Raw genomic sequence first — 15991 nt, 5'->3', positions numbered from 1 at the left:
CTTGCGCTGTAGCCTGAGGTCGGTCGACCTCTGCCGCTCGGCGGCAAGGGTTGATCGCCCTCCTTTTCAGTTCCCGGACGAATCAGCCGATAACTAATGTTCTGCGAGCATCCTCAACAGCGCCCGCACCGCCGCCGAAGGTTCTTTGTTGGGCGCGACCACCAACGCAAACTCGCGATCGATGCGCGGCATTACGGGTACTACGCGCAGGCCTTGGCGATTAGTCGGCAGGGTCATTTCCGGTACCAGGGTCACACCGATATTTTCCCGCACCAGGGTGAACGCACTGCTCCACTCTCGCACCTCGGCGCGCACATCCAACAGTTGCAGCCCGGCATCGGCGGCCAGGCTGCGAGCATTGGTCGAACACCCGCCCGTGGCCAGCACAAAGGGTTGCTCCGCCAGTTCCGCCAGTGAGACGCCCTCTTCATTCGAGCGACGCGCCAAAGGATGGCCACCGGGCAGAACCGCCACCCAGGCATCACGCCCCAAACGCCCGGCATTGCGCGCGGGGGCCGGGTTCAACGCCACGCCGACATCCACCAGCCCGTCACTGAGCAACGTTTCCACTTCATCGTCGCTAACTTCCAGCGCCACCACTTGAATGCCGGGATACAGCCGATTGAACTGGCGCAGCAGCGGCGGCAGAAAGGTCGCCAGCACCAACGGAAAACTGGCCAGGCGAATCGTCCCGCGCTGGATGCCTTTAGCGGCGTCGACGGTGCTGCGAATGTTTTCCAGGGCACCGAGCATAGTTCGCGCCTGTTCGATCACCGGCAAGCCGATGGCGGTCGGCAAGGTCTGGCGATTTTCCCGGCTGAACAGCTGAACGCCCAAGGTTTCTTCGATCAAGGCCAGCGCCTGGCTGGCACCGGACTGGGTCATTCCGACCCGCTCAGCGGCGCGGGTAATGTTGCCGGTATCGGCCACCGCCACCACCATTCGCCAATGCATCAGGTTCATCATGGCAGTAGCTTTCCTAATGGCAGTTTTCTGAAAGATTAATTTTACCGAGAGTGCCGCGCACTATGACACTGGCGCAAATCCGCAACCAGAGCCCTGCCCATGAAGTTGTATTACGCCCCGCAAGCCTGCTCATTGACGCCGCACATTGTGCTGCGCGAACTGGAGCTGCCGTTCGAGTTGGTCCGCGTCGACAACAGCAGCAAGAAAACCGTCACCGGCGATGACTTCCTCGCCATTAACCCCAAAGGCTATGTCGCGGCATTGCAGCTGGATAACGGCGATGTGCTGACCGAAGGCCCGGCGATCCTGCAGTACCTGGCGGATCTGCACCCGCAGGCAAACCTGGCACCGGCGAGCGGAACGTTCGAGCGGGTGCGGTTACAGGAATGGCTGAACTTCGTTTCGACCGAGATTCATGGCGGGCTGGGTTGGCTGTTCAATCCGCAGTTTCCGGACGAGGTGAAGGCGCTCATCAAAGAGAAACTGTTCAAGCGCTTTGCCGTGCTGAGCCGGACGCTGGAGCGGCAGGATTACTTGATTGCCGGCGGGTTCAGTGTTGCCGATGCGTATTTGTTTACGGTGTTGCGTTGGGCTCGGCTGTTTGCGATTGATCTGGATGATTGGCCAGCGTTGGCGCGGTTCCAAACGCGGATTGATCAGCGGCCAAGCGTGAAAGCGGCATTGGCGGCGGAGTTGGTGTAAGGCGTTAGATCGCTTCGCGGGCAGGCTTGCCCGCGAAGGCAATTTATCAGTCGCGACTGAACTACAAACTCGAAACTACAAACTCGAACTTAGCTTCGTGGCCACCTCCCCCGGCACCCACCCCTTCCACACCTGCGGCTGATCGCGCAAAAACGCTTCGGCGACCTGACGCGGCGGCTGGCGTTTTTCGCTCATTTGCGCAAGCGTCTGGTTCAGCAGATCGATCGGCAAATCGACTTTTTCGAAGAACGCCACCAGGTCCGGGTACTGCGCCTTGAATGGTGCCGACACCCCGATGGCCAGGCTGGCCGGCATCGAACGCGTGCCCTTGGGGTTCGGGTTGTTGGCATCGGCCAGGGTTTTCCAGGCTTGTGCGTCGAACGGTGGCTCTTCGAGTTTCACCAGTTTGAAGCGGCCCAACAATGGCGTCGGCGACCAGTAGTAAAACAGCACCGGTTTGCCACGGCGGATCGATGAAGCGACCTCGGCATCCAGCGCCGCGCCGGAACCGGTGCGGAAGTTGACGTAGCTGGCGGTCAAGTCATAGGCCTTGAGTTTCTGGCTGTTGACGATTTCCGACGTCCAGCCGGTCGGGCTGTTGAGGAAACGTCCGCGGCTTGGGTCTTCCGGGTCGCGGAATACGTCCTTGTAGCGGGCCAGGTCGGCGACGGATTTCAGCTCCGGCGCCAAGGGTTTAATGCCGCGTTCCGGGTCGCCCTTGATCACGTATTCCGGCACCCACCAGCCTTCGGTGGCGCCTTTGACGGTGTCGCCCAAACCAAACACTTTGCCCTCCGATGCCGCCTTGACCCAGGCCGGACTGCGCCCGGCCCACTCTTCGCCGATCACCTGGATGTCGTTCTTGGCCAACGCGGCTTCGAGGCTGACGGTGCTGCCGGGCAAAGTGTCGGTCGGGTAGCCGTAACCTTTCTCGACGATCAACCGCAGGATCTCGGTAATCAGGCTGCCGCTTTCCCAGGTAATGTCGCCGAAATGGATGGGTGTGTTTTTTTCTGCGGCGGGAACATGGCCTGCCACAAGGCTCAGGGCCAGCAGCGAACTGCCGAGCAGGGTTTTGATCGATCTCATGCGGACCTCTGGGTCTGGGGTGTTCGGTTCAAGGACGTTCGGTTCAGGGGGTCGTTGGCGCAGTGCAGCGCGCACAGTGCCTGGGAGCGGGTCATGTAAACGCTGACCGAGCGCTGGGAAATGCCCAGTTCGGCGGCGATTTGTGGGTAGGTCAGGCCATCGATTCGCGACAACAGAAACGTTGCCCTGACCTTGCCCGGCAGGCGGTCTAGGGTTCTATCCAGGCGCTTCAGAGTCTGGAAGAACTGCGCCAGGTCTTCAGGCGATGGCCCGCCGACCGGGTCGACCGGCTGTAACTGGTCGAGGTGTTGGCGTTCCAGATCCCGGCGGCGCCACAGCTGATAAATCAACCGCTGGGCGATGGTGGTGAGCAAGGCGCGGGGTTCGCGAATCGGCGTCAGGCCTGGCGACTCGAGCAGTTGCACGAAGGTTTCGGCGGCAATGTCTTCGACACTGGGACTGGCTCCCAGATGTCGGCGCAGACGTGCGCACAACCAGGTGTAGTGGGCGCGGAACAATCCGCCCACGTCGTTGCGATGGGAAACGTCGGCGCCGGACATAGGGGCTCCTAGGGTTAGGGGTCGCTGAATGTCCGGTGATCCGGTGGCGCGATCCTAGCAAGGAGCCTTATTCATTAATAATACTTAAAAAGAATTTTTATATTCCATAAGTGAATTATGTTTTCCGAAACTATCGCAACCTCCCATACCCCAGCGCTTCGGCCTCCTGTTGATAATCGAGAATGACTTGATAGTCGCTCTCGCTGGCCGGCAGCACTTCTTGCAGGCCCAATGTCTCGGCGACGTCAGGCAGCTCCTTCAACGTCTGATTCATCACCTGTCGAAGCTGTTCAGCCTGTTTATCAGTGGTGCCGGCCGCCGCGATGTACGGCAACGTCGGACTGAACGCCGTGCGCGCCAACACGCGCAGGCCCGCGACCTCCGCCTGGGCGTGCTGCGCCAGATAGGCGAAGGTCACGCTGTCGATGGCGGCCAGATCTGCCAGCTCGTCACGCAGCCAACGCAAGCTTTCGCGGTGGCTGCCGCTGATGGCGACACTGGCAAAAAACTGCCCGTCGCGGTGCAACGGCGCCAGTTGGTGACGCAACAGGTTCATGCCACTGTTGGAGTCTTCGCCGTTGATCACCCCGCGACTGCCGCGCAAGGCCGACAAGGTCCTGCGAGGATCATCGGCGCGAGTCAGCAACAGGCTGCAATGGTTGCCGCCGCTGCTGTCCGGCAGTTCATAACGAGGGCGACCGATGACCCGGACGCGACCGCGCAAGGCTGTCATCAAGGGGTAGCCGCAGGTTTGGGTCAGCAGCAGATGCGGGGACAGCCAAAGGTCCATCAGCGACACCCCTTCGGCATCGAGGCGGGTGCTGCCGAGCCGTTCGACGATCTGCGACAGCCAACGCTCGTTGGCCTGGCGGATCGGCTCAGGGGCGACGTACATCAGTAATTCAGCGAGGTGTTGTGTCATCGAAAAATTCCCATACAACGAAAATCCCACAGGGGAACTCATTCGCAATCAATGAAACGGATGCCGTGGGCTGTCGATCGCCCTCACCCCGTGCTGACGCACCCACTGGCCATAACCCTGCACCAGAAACCCGCCACTGCGCGTCAGCCATTGCTCGCGACGCGCGCGGTACACCCGTGGCAGGTCGTACCAGGGCAGACCCGGCAAGTCATGGTGCACCAGGTGCAAATTGAGATTCAGAAACAGCCAGCGCCACGGCCATGCCGCTTCATTGAGAACGGTACGTTGCTCCGGTTGCGCGTGGGGACGGTGTTCATAGTAGGAGCGAATCATCGCTATCGACAGCGCCGGCACGCTGATCAGCAACAGGTAATGCCAGACCGGCAACACGCTGTAGCGCGCGATGAACGCCAGCATCAGCAGCGTCAGCGCCCCATGGCTCAGCCACATCAACCAGGCTTGGCGCTCACCCGTTTTCAGCCGTTGCAGCTCCTCTCGTGCCAGCGTCAGCAAGGCCAGTGGCGCACCAAGGACGAAGCGCCCCAGCACGGTTTTGTTCAACCAGTGCAGGCCCTGTTCGAACAACGAACTGCGCTGCCACTGTTCAGCGCTCAGGTAACGGCTTTCCGGGTCGCGACCGGGGATGGTCAGGTCTTCGTCGCGGTGATGCAGCAGGTGGCTGTCGCGGTACAAGGTGTAGGGATACCAGACCGCAAACGGCGCATAACCGAGGACTTTATTCAGCATTGGCCAACGGCTGGGATGGCCGTGCAGCAATTCGTGCTGCACCGACAACCACAGCACCAGCAGTGGAATCAGCAACAACGTGCTCCACCATAGCCCCAACCGGGCACTGCCCAGCACAATGCTGAACCAGCCGGCATACACGCCGATCAGCAGCAGCCAGGTCGGCCACTCGGTGCGAGCGGTGAAACGTTGGCGCAGGGTTTCGATTTCTTCACGGTGGGCAGCGTCGAAGTAATGGGGCATGGCTTTGCTCAGAACGGGAACCAATCCCCCTCTGTGCAACGGCGCCGGGATTTCTTGCAGATTGTTTGGTTATTTCGATAGACGCAAAAAACAGGAGCCCGAGGGCTCGGGCTCCGTGGACGCGGGATCAGTGGCCGAACACATTCACCTTCTTGGCCTTCTTGTCCGCGCGTTTTTCAATCGCGGTTTTCGCCGGTTTTTTCTTCTCGTTCTTTTTTGAATCCATACCTTTGGACATGATGTGTACTCCACTCAGACGGGATGTGAGATCAGGTATACACCTATCCCGCCGCGCGCGTTATTTTATAATCTGCGCTCTGCCCACCGACTGTCCGAACCCATGCCCAACACCCAGTACACCCTGCTCGACGAGCCATTATGGCCGTTGATGAACAAGTTTTACCGCGCCCACCAATCGTCGATGAAAGCGGTGCGCGACGCTCAATTGTGGGTCGCGAAACGTGAAGGGATCATCGCGGCGCTGTGTTTGCGGCCGGTGGCCGGCGGGCATTGGCTGACCGGGCTGTTTGTCGATCCGGGCTGTCGCGAACAAGGGATCGCCGCGACGTTGATCGCTCACGCCGTCAAGCATCTTGAAGAGCCGGTCTGGCTGTTCTGCCATCCGGATTTGCGTGGCTTTTATGAGCGTCGCGGCTTTACCTTCGACCCGCCCCTGCCCTACGCCCTGGCCGAACGGTTGAGCCGTTATGCGCGCAGCAAACCGATGATTGCCATGGGTTTGCAACCAGGTTCGGCATAAAAACAGCGATCTTTGAGCGATTTAATCGTCTGCCGCAGGATCAAGGTCCGGGAACATCACTTCGGTAAACCCGAACTTGCTGAAATCGGTGATGCGCGACGGGTACAGCCGGCCGATCAGGTGGTCGCATTCATGCTGCACCACCCGCGCATGAAATCCCGAGGCAATGCGCATGATCGGCTCGCCCTTGGGATCGAAGCCTTCGTAGCGAATCTGCTGATAACGATCCACCGCGCCGCGCAGGCCCGGCACCGACAGGCAGCCTTCGAAACCCTCTTCCATCAGCGGGCTCAACGGCGTGATCAGCGGGTTGATCAGAATCGTCTGCGGCACTGCTTCGGCGTCCGGATAGCGCTCGCTGTGCTCGAAACCGAAGATCACCAGTTGCAGGTCGACACCGATCTGCGGCGCGGCCAGGCCGACTCCGCCGACGCTTTCCATGGTCTGGAACATGTCGTCGATCAATTGCCACAATTCGGGGCTGTCGAACATTTCTGCCGGCACCGGCGGAGCAATGCGCAGCAGGCGCTCATCGCCCATTTTCAGAATTTCACGGATCATTTTATGGTTTCGTCAGTGGTCGGCTGGATTGAGTGATCTCGTCCCAGTCCCGAAACATGTTGTTTGGGTTCTTCGGACACGCCAGGTTTCTTGCCTTCGGACGACATGTGCTCGATCACCGCGTTCATTTCCGCACCGAGCAACAGCACTGCGGCGGAAATATAGAAGTACAGCAACAACACGATGATCGCGCCGATACTGCCATACATGGCGTTGTAGTTGGCGAAGGTTTTGACGTAAAGACCGAAGCCCAGCGAGGCGACGATCCAGACCACCACAGACAATACCGCCCCCGGGGTGATGAAGCGAAACTCCTGTTTAACGTCGGGCATGACGTAGTAAATCAGCGCCACCGCCATCATCAACAGAATCACGATCACCGGCCAGCGCGCGATGGTCCAGACGGTCACGATGAAATCTTCGAGGCCCACTTGCGAGGCGATCCAGGCCATCACCTGCGGCCCGAGCACCATCAGCGCAGCGGCGGCCAGCAGCATACCGGCGATGCCGATGGTGTAGAAAATCGACAGCGGAAAACGCTTCCAGGCCGGACGGCCTTCGACCACGTCATACGCGGCGTTCATCGCGCTCATCATCAGCCGCACACCGGCGGACGCGGTCCATAGGGCGATCACGATACCCACCGAGAGCAAACCACCCTTGGATTGCTGGAGCTGGTCGATTACCGGGTTCACCTGCTCCAGCGCCTGGGGCGGCAGCACCAGTTCCGATTGCAGGCGCAGCCAGGAGAAGAAGTCCGGCAAGTGCAGGAAGCCGATCAGGGCAATCAGGAACAAAATGAAAGGGAACAGCGAGAACAGCATCTGATAGGCCAGCGCCGAGGCATAGGTCGACATCTCATCGGCGACGAACTCGGTGACCGTGCTCATCATCACGCGATGCAGGGGCAGACCTTTCATGGTCGGGAAAAACATTAGCGTCTCGCCGCAAAAAGGTTGGAGTCATGGCGACTCAGGGGGGTCGTTTTCTACAACAAAGTAGCCTACTTGGCGACGTTGAAACAATTTCGTAGTTCGACCATTGCGACATTTCATCGTTCTACGCAGATCAGGCTTTATGTTTGCAGGCTTTGCACCGAGAATGCGCAACGTATTCAGGCCATGGCGCTGAAGATCCAATCCCGTAGGAACGTTATGAAACTCGATAAAAAGCAGGCCATTGCCCGCAGAAACCAGGAACTTGGCGGTGCCGTGCTTGGCGTCAACAACTGCCATTTCACCGAATTGAACCGTAACCGCAACATTTTCTGGTTCGATATCCCGGTCGCGCGCCTGGCCATTGGTCAGTACGAATGGATTCACTTGCTGATGCACACCCCGGATACCGACGAACTGCTGCACCTGAAAGTGCCGACGGTATTCCTGCGCGAGAAGCTGGAAGGCCTGGTGGTGCGTAACCAGGGCAAACGCAAGGCCGCCCTGAGCCTGGAACTGAGCGCCGACAAGGACTCATACCTGCAAGACATGCGCCCGGCGGGCACCAACGTCAATTTCGCGCAGTTCCGCCTCTAAGCAGATCGTCCGATGCTGGGACGCAGAGCGTCCCGGGCTGCGTTACCACGCAGAGCGTGGGAACGATCAGAGCAGGCCAAAAACAAAAAGCCCCGCATCTGCGGGGCTTTTGTTTGATCAGGCGCTGACTTTCTTCACGCCCAGCTTCTTCAGCTCTTCGTCGCGCAATTCGCGGCGCAGGATCTTGCCGACGTTGGTGGTCGGCAGCGCATCGCGGAACTCCACGGCTTTGGGCACCTTGTAGCCGGTGACGTTGGCGCGCATGTGCTCCATCACCTGTTCCTTGGTCAGAGTCACGCCCGGTTTGGCAACGATGAAGATCTTGATCGCCTCCCCCGACTTCTCGTCCGGCACGCCGATGGCCGCGCATTGCAGCACGCCCGGAAGGGTCGCCAGCACGTCTTCCAGTTCGTTGGGGTACACGTTGAAACCGGAGACCAGGATCATGTCTTTCTTGCGATCGACAATGCGCATGTAGCCATCGGGCTGAATCAGTGCGATATCACCGGTCTTCAACCAGCCTTCGCTGTCGAGTATTTCATCAGTGGCTTCCTGACGCTGCCAGTAGCCCTTCATGACTTGCGGACCTTTCACACACAGTTCACCGATGCCGCCCAACGGCTGTTCAACGCCGGTATCGTCGATGACTTTGCACCGGGTCGACGGCACCGGGATACCGATGGTGCCGATCTGGATGTTCTGGCTCGGGTTCACCGTAGCCACCGGGCTGGTTTCGGTCATGCCGTAACCTTCACAGATCGGGCAACCGGTGACCGCTTTCCAGCGTTCAGCCGCGGCCAGTTGCAAGGCCATGCCGCCGGACAGGGTGATTTTCAGGTTCGAGAAATCCAGCTTGCGGAACGCTTCGTTGTTGCACAACGCGACGAACAGCGTGTTCAGGCCGACGAAACCGCTGAACTTCCACTTCGACAGTTCCTTGACCATCGCCGGCAAGTCGCGCGGGTTGCTGATCAGGATGTTGTGGTTGCCGATCAGCATCATCGCCATGCAATGAAAGGTGAAGGCATAGATGTGGTACAGCGGCAGCGGCGTGATCAGGATCTCGCAACCTTCGTTGAGGTTGGAGCCCATCAACGCCTTGCACTGCAGCATGTTCGCCACCAGGTTGCGGTGGGTCAGCATCGCGCCCTTGGCCACGCCGGTGGTGCCGCCGGTATATTGCAGCACCGCCACGTCGCTGCTGGCCGGGTTGGCTTCAGCCACTGGCTGGCCATGACCCTTGCTCAGCACGTCGTTGAATTTGATGGCCTTGGGCAAGTGATACGCCGGGACCATCTTCTTCACGTACTTGATGACGCTGTTGATCAGCAGACGCTTGAGCGGCGGCAGCAGGTCGGCCACTTCAGTGACGATCACGTGCTTGACGCCGGTCTTCGGCACCACGGTCTCGGCCAGATGCGCCATGTTGGCCAGGCAGACCAAGGCTTTGGCACCAGAGTCGTTGAATTGGTGTTCCATTTCCCGCGCGGTGTACAGCGGGTTGGTGTTGACCACGATCAGCCCGGCGCGGATAGCACCGAAGACGGCAACCGGGTATTGCAACACGTTGGGCAATTGCACGGCGATTCGATCGCCCGGCTGCAAATCGGTATGCTGTTGCAGATAAGCGGCAAAGGCACCGGACAATTCGTACAGCTCACCGTAGGTGATTGTCTTGCCCAGGTTGCTGAATGCCGGTTTGTCAGCGAAGCGTTGGCAGGATTGCTTCAACACTGCCTGAATATTCGGGTACTCGTCTGGATTGATCTCGGCAGCAATTCCAGCTGGGTACTTATCCTTCCAAAAGTCTTCGATCATGGAAGCCCACTCCTCAGCAACGCGAATTCAACACCGCATTTGATGCGATTATTATTGGTGTTTGTCTATTGGTGAATCTGGCTTTACATAGGCCGAGAAGTCACAAAGCGCGCCGAGAGTAGCAGCTTTGCCAAGGGCCGACTAGAGCCTAAATAGGCCTCCATAGTCATTTTGGTGACTCTAGACTATCAAACAGTCATTTTAGAGCAAAAATCCTATACCACCCTGAAAGCCGCTGAATTCGTGGCTTTCATCCTCTGAAAAGCATCGCGGGCAAGCCCGCTCCCACAAGGTCACCACTGTTCCCTGTGGGAGCGGGCTTGCCCGCGAATGCGCGTAGCGCAGCTTTCAATTGTTACGCAATATCACGCAACTCCCGCCGCAGAATCTTGCCCACCGGCGTCATCGGCAACGACTCCCGCAACACGATGTGCTTGGGTACTTTGTACGCCGTGAAGTTTTCCTTGCAGTAAGCCTTCAGCTCTTCAAGGCTGACCCCCGACTCACGGGCCACCACAAACAGTTTCACTGCCTCCCCAGAACGCTCGTCCGGCACGCCAATCACCGCACAGTTGGCGACTTTCGGGTGGGCCATCACCACGTCTTCGATCTCGTTCGGGTACACGTTGAAGCCCGAGACGATGATCATGTCTTTCTTGCGATCGACAATGCGCACGAAACCGTCCGGGTCGATCACCCCGATGTCGCCCGACTTGAACCAGCCGTCGGCATCCAGCACTTCGGCGGTGGCTTCGGGTTTCTGCCAGTAGCCCTTCATGATCTGCGGGCCCTTGATGCACAGTTCGCCGCGCTCGCCCAACGGCTGCTCGACGCCTTCATCGTTGATCACTTTCAGGGTCGTGCCCGGCACCGGCAGGCCGACCGTGCCGATGCGCGATTTGTCGCCGTAAGGGTTGGTGCAGGCCACCGGCGAGGTTTCGGTCAGGCCGTAGCCTTCGGTGATCCGGCAACCGGTGAGCTGTTCCCAACGCTCGGCAGTGGCCTTGACCAGCGCCGTGCCGCCGGAGTTGGTGAGTTTGAGACTGGAGCAATCCAGGGTCTTGAAGTCGGGATGGTCCATCAGCGCGACGAACAGCGTGTTGAGCCCCAGCAGCGCCGAGAACCGCCAGTTCTTCAGTTCCTTGATGAAGCCCTTGATGTCCCGTGGATTGGTGATCAGCACGTTGTGGTTGCCGGTCACCATCATGCACATGCAGTTCGCCGTAAAGGCATAGATGTGGTACAGCGGCAGCGGCGCGATCATCACTTCCTGGCCTTCGCGCAGCAGCGGCTGACCGTCGGCACCCAGCTGACTGAGGCATGCCCGCGCCTGCTGCATGTTCGCCACCAGGTTGCCGTGGGTCAGCATCGCACCCTTGGCCAGCCCGGTGGTGCCGCCGGTGTATTGCAACACGGCGATGTCGCCGAGACCGACGTTCAGCGGTTTGATGCCCAGGCCCCGGCCCAGACGTAGCGCGCTCTTGAAGGAGATGGCCTGGGGCAGTGAATAATCCGGGACCATTTTCTTGACCTTGGCGACCACGGTATTGATCAGCCAGCCCTTGGCGGTGGGCATCAGGTCGCCCATCTTCGCTTCGATCAGGTACTGGATGTCGGTGTCGGGCAGCACTTCCTGGACCTTCTGTCCGAACACGTTCAGGTACACCAGCGCCCGGGCACCGGAGTCCTTGAACTGATGACGCATCTCCCGCGCGGTGTACAGCGGGTTGGTGTTGACCACGATCAGCCCGGCGCGCAAAGCGCCGAACACCGCAATCGGGTAATGCAGGACGTTGGGCATCTGCACCGCGATGCGATCCCCCGGCACCAGGTCGGTGTGGGCTTGCAGGTAACCGGCGAACGCAGCGCTGTAACGTTCCAGTTCAGCGTAGGTCAGGGTCACGCCCATGTTGCTGAATGCCGGGCGGTCAGCAAATTTCTTGCAGGAACGCTCGAACACCTCGATCACCGACTGATAGGCCCCAAGGTCGATATCCAGGGGAACGCCGGCCGGGCGTTTGTCATTCCAGAAATCAGGTTGCATTGTTCTTGTCCTCATTACCTGAATCTATCCGGGGCCGCTTTTTCTATCACTTCTGAAAAGCGGTGCTTCCCGGACACTAGCAGCTATGGTGAATCAGGCAAATATGCGCACGGTCCTCATTGATCCCGTGAATCTTGCTGCCCCGGCGCGGCCTGATCAGACGGCGCGCGCGGGATGCGCTATACAATGCAACGACGCCCATGCCCCATGCAGTCCCATGCAAAGGAATCGCCATGATCCATGACACTTTCTGGCTGACCGCGAGCGACCGCAGCCGCCTTTTCGTCAACCAGTGGCTGCCGACCGTACCGCTCAAAGCCGTGATCCTGCTGGCCCATGGCATGGCGGAACACAGCGGTCGCTACGCTCGTCTGGCAGAAAAGCTCTGCGAACAGGGCTACGGCGTTTACGCACCGGACCTGCGTGGACATGGCAAAACCGCTGAAAACGGCACTCTGGGCCACTTCGCCGACAACGATGGCTGGTGCAAAGTGGTCGGTGACCTGGCCAGCCTCAACCAACATATCGGCCAACAGCATCCCGGCGTGCCGATCGTGCTGTTGGGCCACAGCATGGGCAGCTACATCGCCCAGGCTTACTTGCTGCACCACAGCGCCAGCCTGCACGGGGCGATTCTCAGCGGCTCGAACTTCCAGCCCGTGGCGCTCTATCGCGCAGCGCGGCAGATTGCTCGCCTCGAACGCCTGCGCCAGGGCCCCAAGGGTCGCAGTGCGCTGATCGAATGGCTGTCGTTCGGCTCGTTCAACAAGAAATTCATACCGGCGCGCACCTCGTTCGACTGGCTGAGCCGCGACCCGGCCGAGGTCGACAAGTACGCCAACGACCCGCTCTGCGGCTTTCGCTGCACCAATCAGCTATGGATCGATTTGCTCGGCGGCTTGCAGCAAATCAGCAAAGCGTCCAATCTCGCCCAGATCGATCCGGGCCTGCCGCTGCTGGTGATTGGCGGCGAATGTGATCCGGTGAGCGAAGGCAAACGTCTGAAAGATCTGGCCCACGCCCTGCGCGACGCTGGCTGCCAGAGCCTGCACTTGAATATTTACCCGCAGGCCCGGCACGAACTGTTCAATGAGAGCAATCGCGATGAAGTGACTGCCGACGTGCTGAACTGGATCGCCCAGGCCTTGAGCAACCGCCGGCCACCCAGAGCCGAATAGTTTTTTTGTGGATTCATTTAATTCGTCACAGGAATCGAGACAGATGACCCAGGTTACCAACACCCCTTACGAAGCCCTCGAAATCGGCCAGACCGCCAGCTACAGCAAAACCGTCGAAGAGCGCGACATTCAGTTGTTCGCCGCGATGTCCGGCGACCACAACCCGGTGCACCTGGACGCCGAATTCGCCGCTGCCTCCATGTTCAAGGAGCGCATCGCCCACGGCATGTTCAGCGGCGCGTTGATCAGCGCGGCGGTGGCTTGCGAGTTGCCTGGGCCGGGGACTATTTATATCGGTCAGACGATGAGCTTTCAAAAGCCGGTGAAAATTGGCGACACGCTGACGGTGCGCCTGGAGATTCTCGAGAAACTGCCGAAGTTTCGTGTGCGGATCGCCACCCGAGTGTTCAACCAGCGCGACGAGCTGGTGGTGGATGGCGAAGCGGAGATTCTGGCGCCGCGTAAACAGCAGACCGTGACATTGCCTACCCTGCCGGCGATCAGCATCGGCTGATTCACTGCACACTGTGGCGAGCCCCCTCGCCACAGTGAATGCAGCTTGATCGTTCATCTTCCTGCGCCTGTCTTCGCATGCAGAATGCCTGTATTTTCCAGACTGTTTTGAATAAAGACGACTGATGATGAATCCCGAAAAGCTCGAACTGCTGATTACCCGTGAAATGCCCTTCGGCAAGTACAAGGGCCGGATCATCGCTGACCTGCCCGGCCAGTATCTGAACTGGTTCGCTCGCGAAGGTTTCCCGCACGGGGAACTGGGTGGTTTGCTGGCCTTGATGCAGGAAATCGACCACAACGGCTTGTCGGAGCTGCTCGAACCGCTGCGCGCCAAGCACGGCAAACCTGCCCCTCGTCACTGACCCGTCCTACTTCACCGAGTCGCTCATGCCCGATAACGCCCGCCGTACCCGCGATGAAGCCTTTTGGCGGACCTTTGCCGACCGTTATGCAGTTGAACCCGGCCCCGTGAACCTGGAGAACGGTTACTTCGGGCGCATGTCACGCACCGTGGTCGAGGAGTATCAGCGCAACATCGAGCTCATCAACCGCGGCAACTCGGTGCATGTGCGCCAGCGCTTCGAACAGGGCGAAAGCGTCAAGATTCACGCGCAGCTGGCCGAGCTGATCGGTGCCCCGGCCGAAGCCGTCGCCTTCACCCGCAATGCCTCGGACGGCCTGCAATCGCTGATCCGCAACTACAATCGCCTGGAACCGGGCGACCAGGTCCTGCTGTGCGATCTGGAGTACGACACAGTCAAGAGCGCGATGCGTTGGCTGGCCCGCTATCGAGGCGTGGAAGTGATCGAGATCGAGCACCGTCACCCCGCCAGTTTCGACAGCCTGCTGGCCACGTACCGCGAAGCGTTCGTGCGTTATCCGCGACTGAAACTGATGGCCCTGACCCACGTCACCCATCGCACCGGGCTGGTGATGCCGGTGCAGGCGATTGCCGCTGCCGCCAGGGAACACGGCATCGATGTGATCCTCGACGGCGCCCATGCTCTGGGCCAGATCGAATTCAATCTCGATGAACTGGGCATCGCCTTTGCCGGCTACAACCTGCACAAATGGATCGGTGCGCCATTGACCCTCGGCTTCATTTACATCGCGCCCGAGCGCCTGGCCGATATCGACCCGGACATGGGCGAAATGCATTTCCCGATCACCGACATTCGCGCCCGCACGCCATACAGCACCCCGAACATACCGGCCTTGCTGACCCTGCCACTGGTGCTCGAAGAACATCGCACCATGGGTGGTTCCGTCGCCAAGGGCGCACGACTCAATTACCTGCGCAACCGATGGGTCGATGCCGTTCGAGCGTTACCGGGGATCGAAGTCATGACCCCCGATGACCCGCGCCTGTATTGCGGCATCACCTCGATGCGTTTTACCCGGCATGCCGACCAGCAAGTGATGGTCGAGCGCCTGCTCAACGACTACAACCTGTTTACCGTGGCGCGTAGCGGCGCGGCATGTGGCCCGTGCATCCGCATTACGCCGGGGCTCACCACCACCGCTGCCGACATGGATCGGCTGGCCCGGGCGCTGAGTGAATTACGCTGACGTCACACGGTGTACTTGTCGAAGTCCTCGGGCTTGATTTGCGATGACACCGCAAACGTGTCGACACCGATGGTCATGTGCCCGAAAAAGCCGTCTTCATTCGAGTCTCGACCGATGGTGTGAATGTTCAGGGTCGAAGCCTCGCCACCCATGCGCTGATAAAACATATCCTCCTCGTTGTTCAGCGGTGAGACGGCTCGACCGCTGTACTCACGGGCGTTGAGCACCGACCTTGATGCGACCTCGGGAAAGTAAAGCTGGCCGACCCAGGCGACGTGCCGCTCTTCGAGATAGTTATTGCCGGCTGTGATGCGTACCGCGACGTGAATGTGCAAAGCGCGGCCGGCATAGAACCCCGGATAAATCGTGGTAAACCGCACGATGCCCATTTTGTCGGTGAATTGCCCACCACGCAGGTAGGTGTCGTCATCGGTGCGCGGGATCGACCCGATCTCATCCACATCGACTTCCTTGTCCGGGTTGACCTTGCTCCAGCCCGAATACGCCCCGCGCGCATTGCAATGCCAGATATCGACCAATGCCCCAGTAACCGGTTGACCGGTCATGGCATCGATGATCGTGAGCCGCAGCACCAAGGGGATGCCATCCATGCCTTCGCTGATGTTTCGTCTGATCAGTTTCGGGTTTCGAAAATACGGACCGGCGATCTGCTCGGGTGACAGTTGATAAACCGGTGAAGGGGATGCAATTGCAGTGTTGTCGTCCATGACGTTCTCTCTTCCATAAGATGAACGCAGGTTAACGCTGGACGTGCGACGAGATG

At 59.5% G+C, this 15991-nt stretch carries 17 protein-coding genes; 7 read left to right on the top strand and 10 right to left on the bottom strand.

Going from position 1 to position 15991, the window contains the following annotated elements; translation table 11 throughout:
* Positions 1-93: 93 nt before the first annotated feature.
* A complete protein-coding gene (locus PMI21_RS23295) occupies positions 94-966 on the bottom strand; it encodes a LysR family transcriptional regulator (RefSeq protein WP_007934784.1) in 873 nt (290 codons plus the stop codon).
* Between the two features lie 99 nt (positions 967-1065).
* Here PMI21_RS23295 and gstA point away from each other — a divergent pair, with 99 nt between their 5' ends.
* Positions 1066-1668 carry a glutathione transferase GstA gene (gene gstA, locus PMI21_RS23300; protein WP_007934782.1) on the top strand — a complete coding sequence of 201 codons (603 nt, stop codon included), beginning with the start codon at positions 1066-1068 and terminating at the stop codon, positions 1666-1668.
* A gap of 75 nt (positions 1669-1743) precedes the next feature.
* Here gstA and PMI21_RS23305 read toward each other — a convergent pair whose 3' ends face one another.
* From PMI21_RS23305 to PMI21_RS23320, 4 genes are all read right to left on the bottom strand, one after another.
* Entirely contained in the window at positions 1744-2757 is a 1014-nt protein-coding gene (locus tag PMI21_RS23305) for an ABC transporter substrate-binding protein (RefSeq protein WP_007934780.1), read from the bottom strand.
* On the bottom strand, positions 2754-3317 hold the full coding sequence (locus PMI21_RS23310) for a sigma-70 family RNA polymerase sigma factor (RefSeq protein ID WP_007934778.1): 564 nt from the start codon (positions 3315-3317) through the stop codon (positions 2754-2756). The genes PMI21_RS23305 and PMI21_RS23310 overlap by 4 nt, the downstream gene beginning before the upstream one ends.
* A 130-nt stretch (positions 3318-3447) precedes the next feature.
* Positions 3448-4239, bottom strand: coding sequence for a phosphate/phosphite/phosphonate ABC transporter substrate-binding protein (locus PMI21_RS23315; RefSeq protein ID WP_007934776.1), 792 nt, complete (start codon positions 4237-4239; stop codon positions 3448-3450).
* A 48-nt stretch (positions 4240-4287) separates the two neighbouring features.
* The gene (locus PMI21_RS23320; protein ID WP_007934774.1) at positions 4288-5229 is read right to left on the bottom strand and encodes a fatty acid desaturase; all 942 of its coding nucleotides are present in this window, start codon (positions 5227-5229) and stop codon (positions 4288-4290) included.
* Between the two features lie 340 nt (positions 5230-5569).
* Between PMI21_RS23320 and PMI21_RS23325 the strand changes: the two genes are divergently transcribed.
* On the top strand, positions 5570-5989 hold the full coding sequence (locus tag PMI21_RS23325; protein WP_033063817.1) for a GNAT family N-acetyltransferase: 420 nt from the start codon (positions 5570-5572) through the stop codon (positions 5987-5989).
* Positions 5990-6010: 21 nt separating this feature from the next.
* Here the strand turns inward: PMI21_RS23325 and def are convergent, their stop codons facing one another.
* Together def and PMI21_RS23335 are read right to left on the bottom strand one after the other, a co-directional pair.
* Positions 6011-6550, bottom strand: coding sequence for a peptide deformylase (gene def, locus PMI21_RS23330; protein WP_007934763.1), 540 nt, complete (start codon positions 6548-6550; stop codon positions 6011-6013).
* Complete coding sequence (locus tag PMI21_RS23335) at positions 6547-7485, bottom strand: YihY/virulence factor BrkB family protein (RefSeq protein ID WP_007934761.1); 939 nt, start codon at positions 7483-7485, stop codon at positions 6547-6549. The genes def and PMI21_RS23335 overlap by 4 nt, the downstream gene beginning before the upstream one ends.
* A gap of 219 nt (positions 7486-7704) precedes the next feature.
* Between PMI21_RS23335 and PMI21_RS23340 the strand changes: the two genes are divergently transcribed.
* Complete coding sequence (locus PMI21_RS23340; protein WP_007934758.1) at positions 7705-8082, top strand: hypothetical protein; 378 nt, start codon at positions 7705-7707, stop codon at positions 8080-8082.
* A 117-nt stretch (positions 8083-8199) separates the two neighbouring features.
* On the opposite strand, the gene fadD1 is transcribed toward PMI21_RS23340, so the two are convergent.
* Both fadD1 and fadD2 read right to left on the bottom strand, forming a co-directional pair.
* Positions 8200-9900: a long-chain-fatty-acid--CoA ligase FadD1 gene (gene fadD1 / locus PMI21_RS23345; RefSeq protein ID WP_007934755.1), complete on the bottom strand. Its 1701-nt coding sequence runs from the start codon at positions 9898-9900 to the stop codon at positions 8200-8202.
* A gap of 355 nt (positions 9901-10255) precedes the next feature.
* On the bottom strand, positions 10256-11944 hold the full coding sequence (gene fadD2 / locus PMI21_RS23350; RefSeq protein ID WP_007934753.1) for a long-chain-fatty-acid--CoA ligase FadD2: 1689 nt from the start codon (positions 11942-11944) through the stop codon (positions 10256-10258).
* A gap of 233 nt (positions 11945-12177) precedes the next feature.
* Here fadD2 and PMI21_RS23355 point away from each other — a divergent pair, with 233 nt between their 5' ends.
* The 4 genes from PMI21_RS23355 (at position 12178) to PMI21_RS23370 (ending at position 15207) form a co-directional block, all read left to right on the top strand.
* On the top strand, positions 12178-13122 hold the full coding sequence (locus tag PMI21_RS23355) for an alpha/beta hydrolase (protein WP_007934751.1): 945 nt from the start codon (positions 12178-12180) through the stop codon (positions 13120-13122).
* Positions 13123-13165: 43 nt separating this feature from the next.
* Positions 13166-13636, top strand: a complete 471-nt coding sequence (locus PMI21_RS23360; protein WP_007934748.1) for a MaoC family dehydratase — start codon at positions 13166-13168, stop codon at positions 13634-13636.
* A gap of 127 nt (positions 13637-13763) precedes the next feature.
* Positions 13764-14000: a DUF3820 family protein gene (locus PMI21_RS23365; RefSeq protein ID WP_007949456.1), complete on the top strand. Its 237-nt coding sequence runs from the start codon at positions 13764-13766 to the stop codon at positions 13998-14000.
* Positions 14001-14025: 25 nt separating this feature from the next.
* Positions 14026-15207, top strand: a complete 1182-nt coding sequence (locus PMI21_RS23370) for an aminotransferase class V-fold PLP-dependent enzyme (RefSeq protein WP_007934744.1) — start codon at positions 14026-14028, stop codon at positions 15205-15207.
* A 2-nt stretch (positions 15208-15209) separates the two neighbouring features.
* Here the strand turns inward: PMI21_RS23370 and PMI21_RS23375 are convergent, their stop codons facing one another.
* Positions 15210-15935 carry an intradiol ring-cleavage dioxygenase gene (locus tag PMI21_RS23375; RefSeq protein WP_007934742.1) on the bottom strand — a complete coding sequence of 242 codons (726 nt, stop codon included), beginning with the start codon at positions 15933-15935 and terminating at the stop codon, positions 15210-15212.
* Positions 15936-15991 lie beyond the last annotated feature (56 nt).

This window comes from Pseudomonas sp. GM18 (assembly GCF_000282195.1).
Lineage (GTDB): Bacteria > Pseudomonadota > Gammaproteobacteria > Pseudomonadales > Pseudomonadaceae > Aquipseudomonas.
Note: the sequence above shows the minus strand (reverse complement) of the source record. Positions and strands in the feature narration are given on the sequence as shown.

Bases quoted from the DNA above. Each gene is read 5' to 3' on its own strand.
- gstA (WP_007934782.1), top strand. From the start codon at position 1,066: ATGAAGTTGTATTACGCCCCGCAAGCCTGCTCATTGACGCCGCACATT.
- PMI21_RS23355 (WP_007934751.1), top strand. From the start codon at position 12,178: ATGATCCATGACACTTTCTGGCTGACCGCGAGCGACCGCAGCCGCCTT.
- def (WP_007934763.1), bottom strand. From the start codon at position 6,550: ATGATCCGTGAAATTCTGAAAATGGGCGATGAGCGCCTGCTGCGCATT.
- fadD1 (WP_007934755.1), bottom strand. From the start codon at position 9,900: ATGATCGAAGACTTTTGGAAGGATAAGTACCCAGCTGGAATTGCTGCC.
- PMI21_RS23360 (WP_007934748.1), top strand. From the start codon at position 13,166: ATGACCCAGGTTACCAACACCCCTTACGAAGCCCTCGAAATCGGCCAG.
- PMI21_RS23305 (WP_007934780.1), bottom strand. From the start codon at position 2,757: ATGAGATCGATCAAAACCCTGCTCGGCAGTTCGCTGCTGGCCCTGAGC.
- PMI21_RS23325 (WP_033063817.1), top strand. From the start codon at position 5,570: ATGCCCAACACCCAGTACACCCTGCTCGACGAGCCATTATGGCCGTTG.
- PMI21_RS23340 (WP_007934758.1), top strand. From the start codon at position 7,705: ATGAAACTCGATAAAAAGCAGGCCATTGCCCGCAGAAACCAGGAACTT.
- PMI21_RS23375 (WP_007934742.1), bottom strand. From the start codon at position 15,935: ATGGACGACAACACTGCAATTGCATCCCCTTCACCGGTTTATCAACTG.
- fadD2 (WP_007934753.1), bottom strand. From the start codon at position 11,944: ATGCAACCTGATTTCTGGAATGACAAACGCCCGGCCGGCGTTCCCCTG.
- PMI21_RS23335 (WP_007934761.1), bottom strand. From the start codon at position 7,485: ATGTTTTTCCCGACCATGAAAGGTCTGCCCCTGCATCGCGTGATGATG.
- PMI21_RS23315 (WP_007934776.1), bottom strand. From the start codon at position 4,239: ATGACACAACACCTCGCTGAATTACTGATGTACGTCGCCCCTGAGCCG.
- PMI21_RS23295 (WP_007934784.1), bottom strand. From the start codon at position 966: ATGATGAACCTGATGCATTGGCGAATGGTGGTGGCGGTGGCCGATACC.
- PMI21_RS23320 (WP_007934774.1), bottom strand. From the start codon at position 5,229: ATGCCCCATTACTTCGACGCTGCCCACCGTGAAGAAATCGAAACCCTG.
- PMI21_RS23365 (WP_007949456.1), top strand. From the start codon at position 13,764: ATGAATCCCGAAAAGCTCGAACTGCTGATTACCCGTGAAATGCCCTTC.
- PMI21_RS23310 (WP_007934778.1), bottom strand. From the start codon at position 3,317: ATGTCCGGCGCCGACGTTTCCCATCGCAACGACGTGGGCGGATTGTTC.
- PMI21_RS23370 (WP_007934744.1), top strand. From the start codon at position 14,026: ATGCCCGATAACGCCCGCCGTACCCGCGATGAAGCCTTTTGGCGGACC.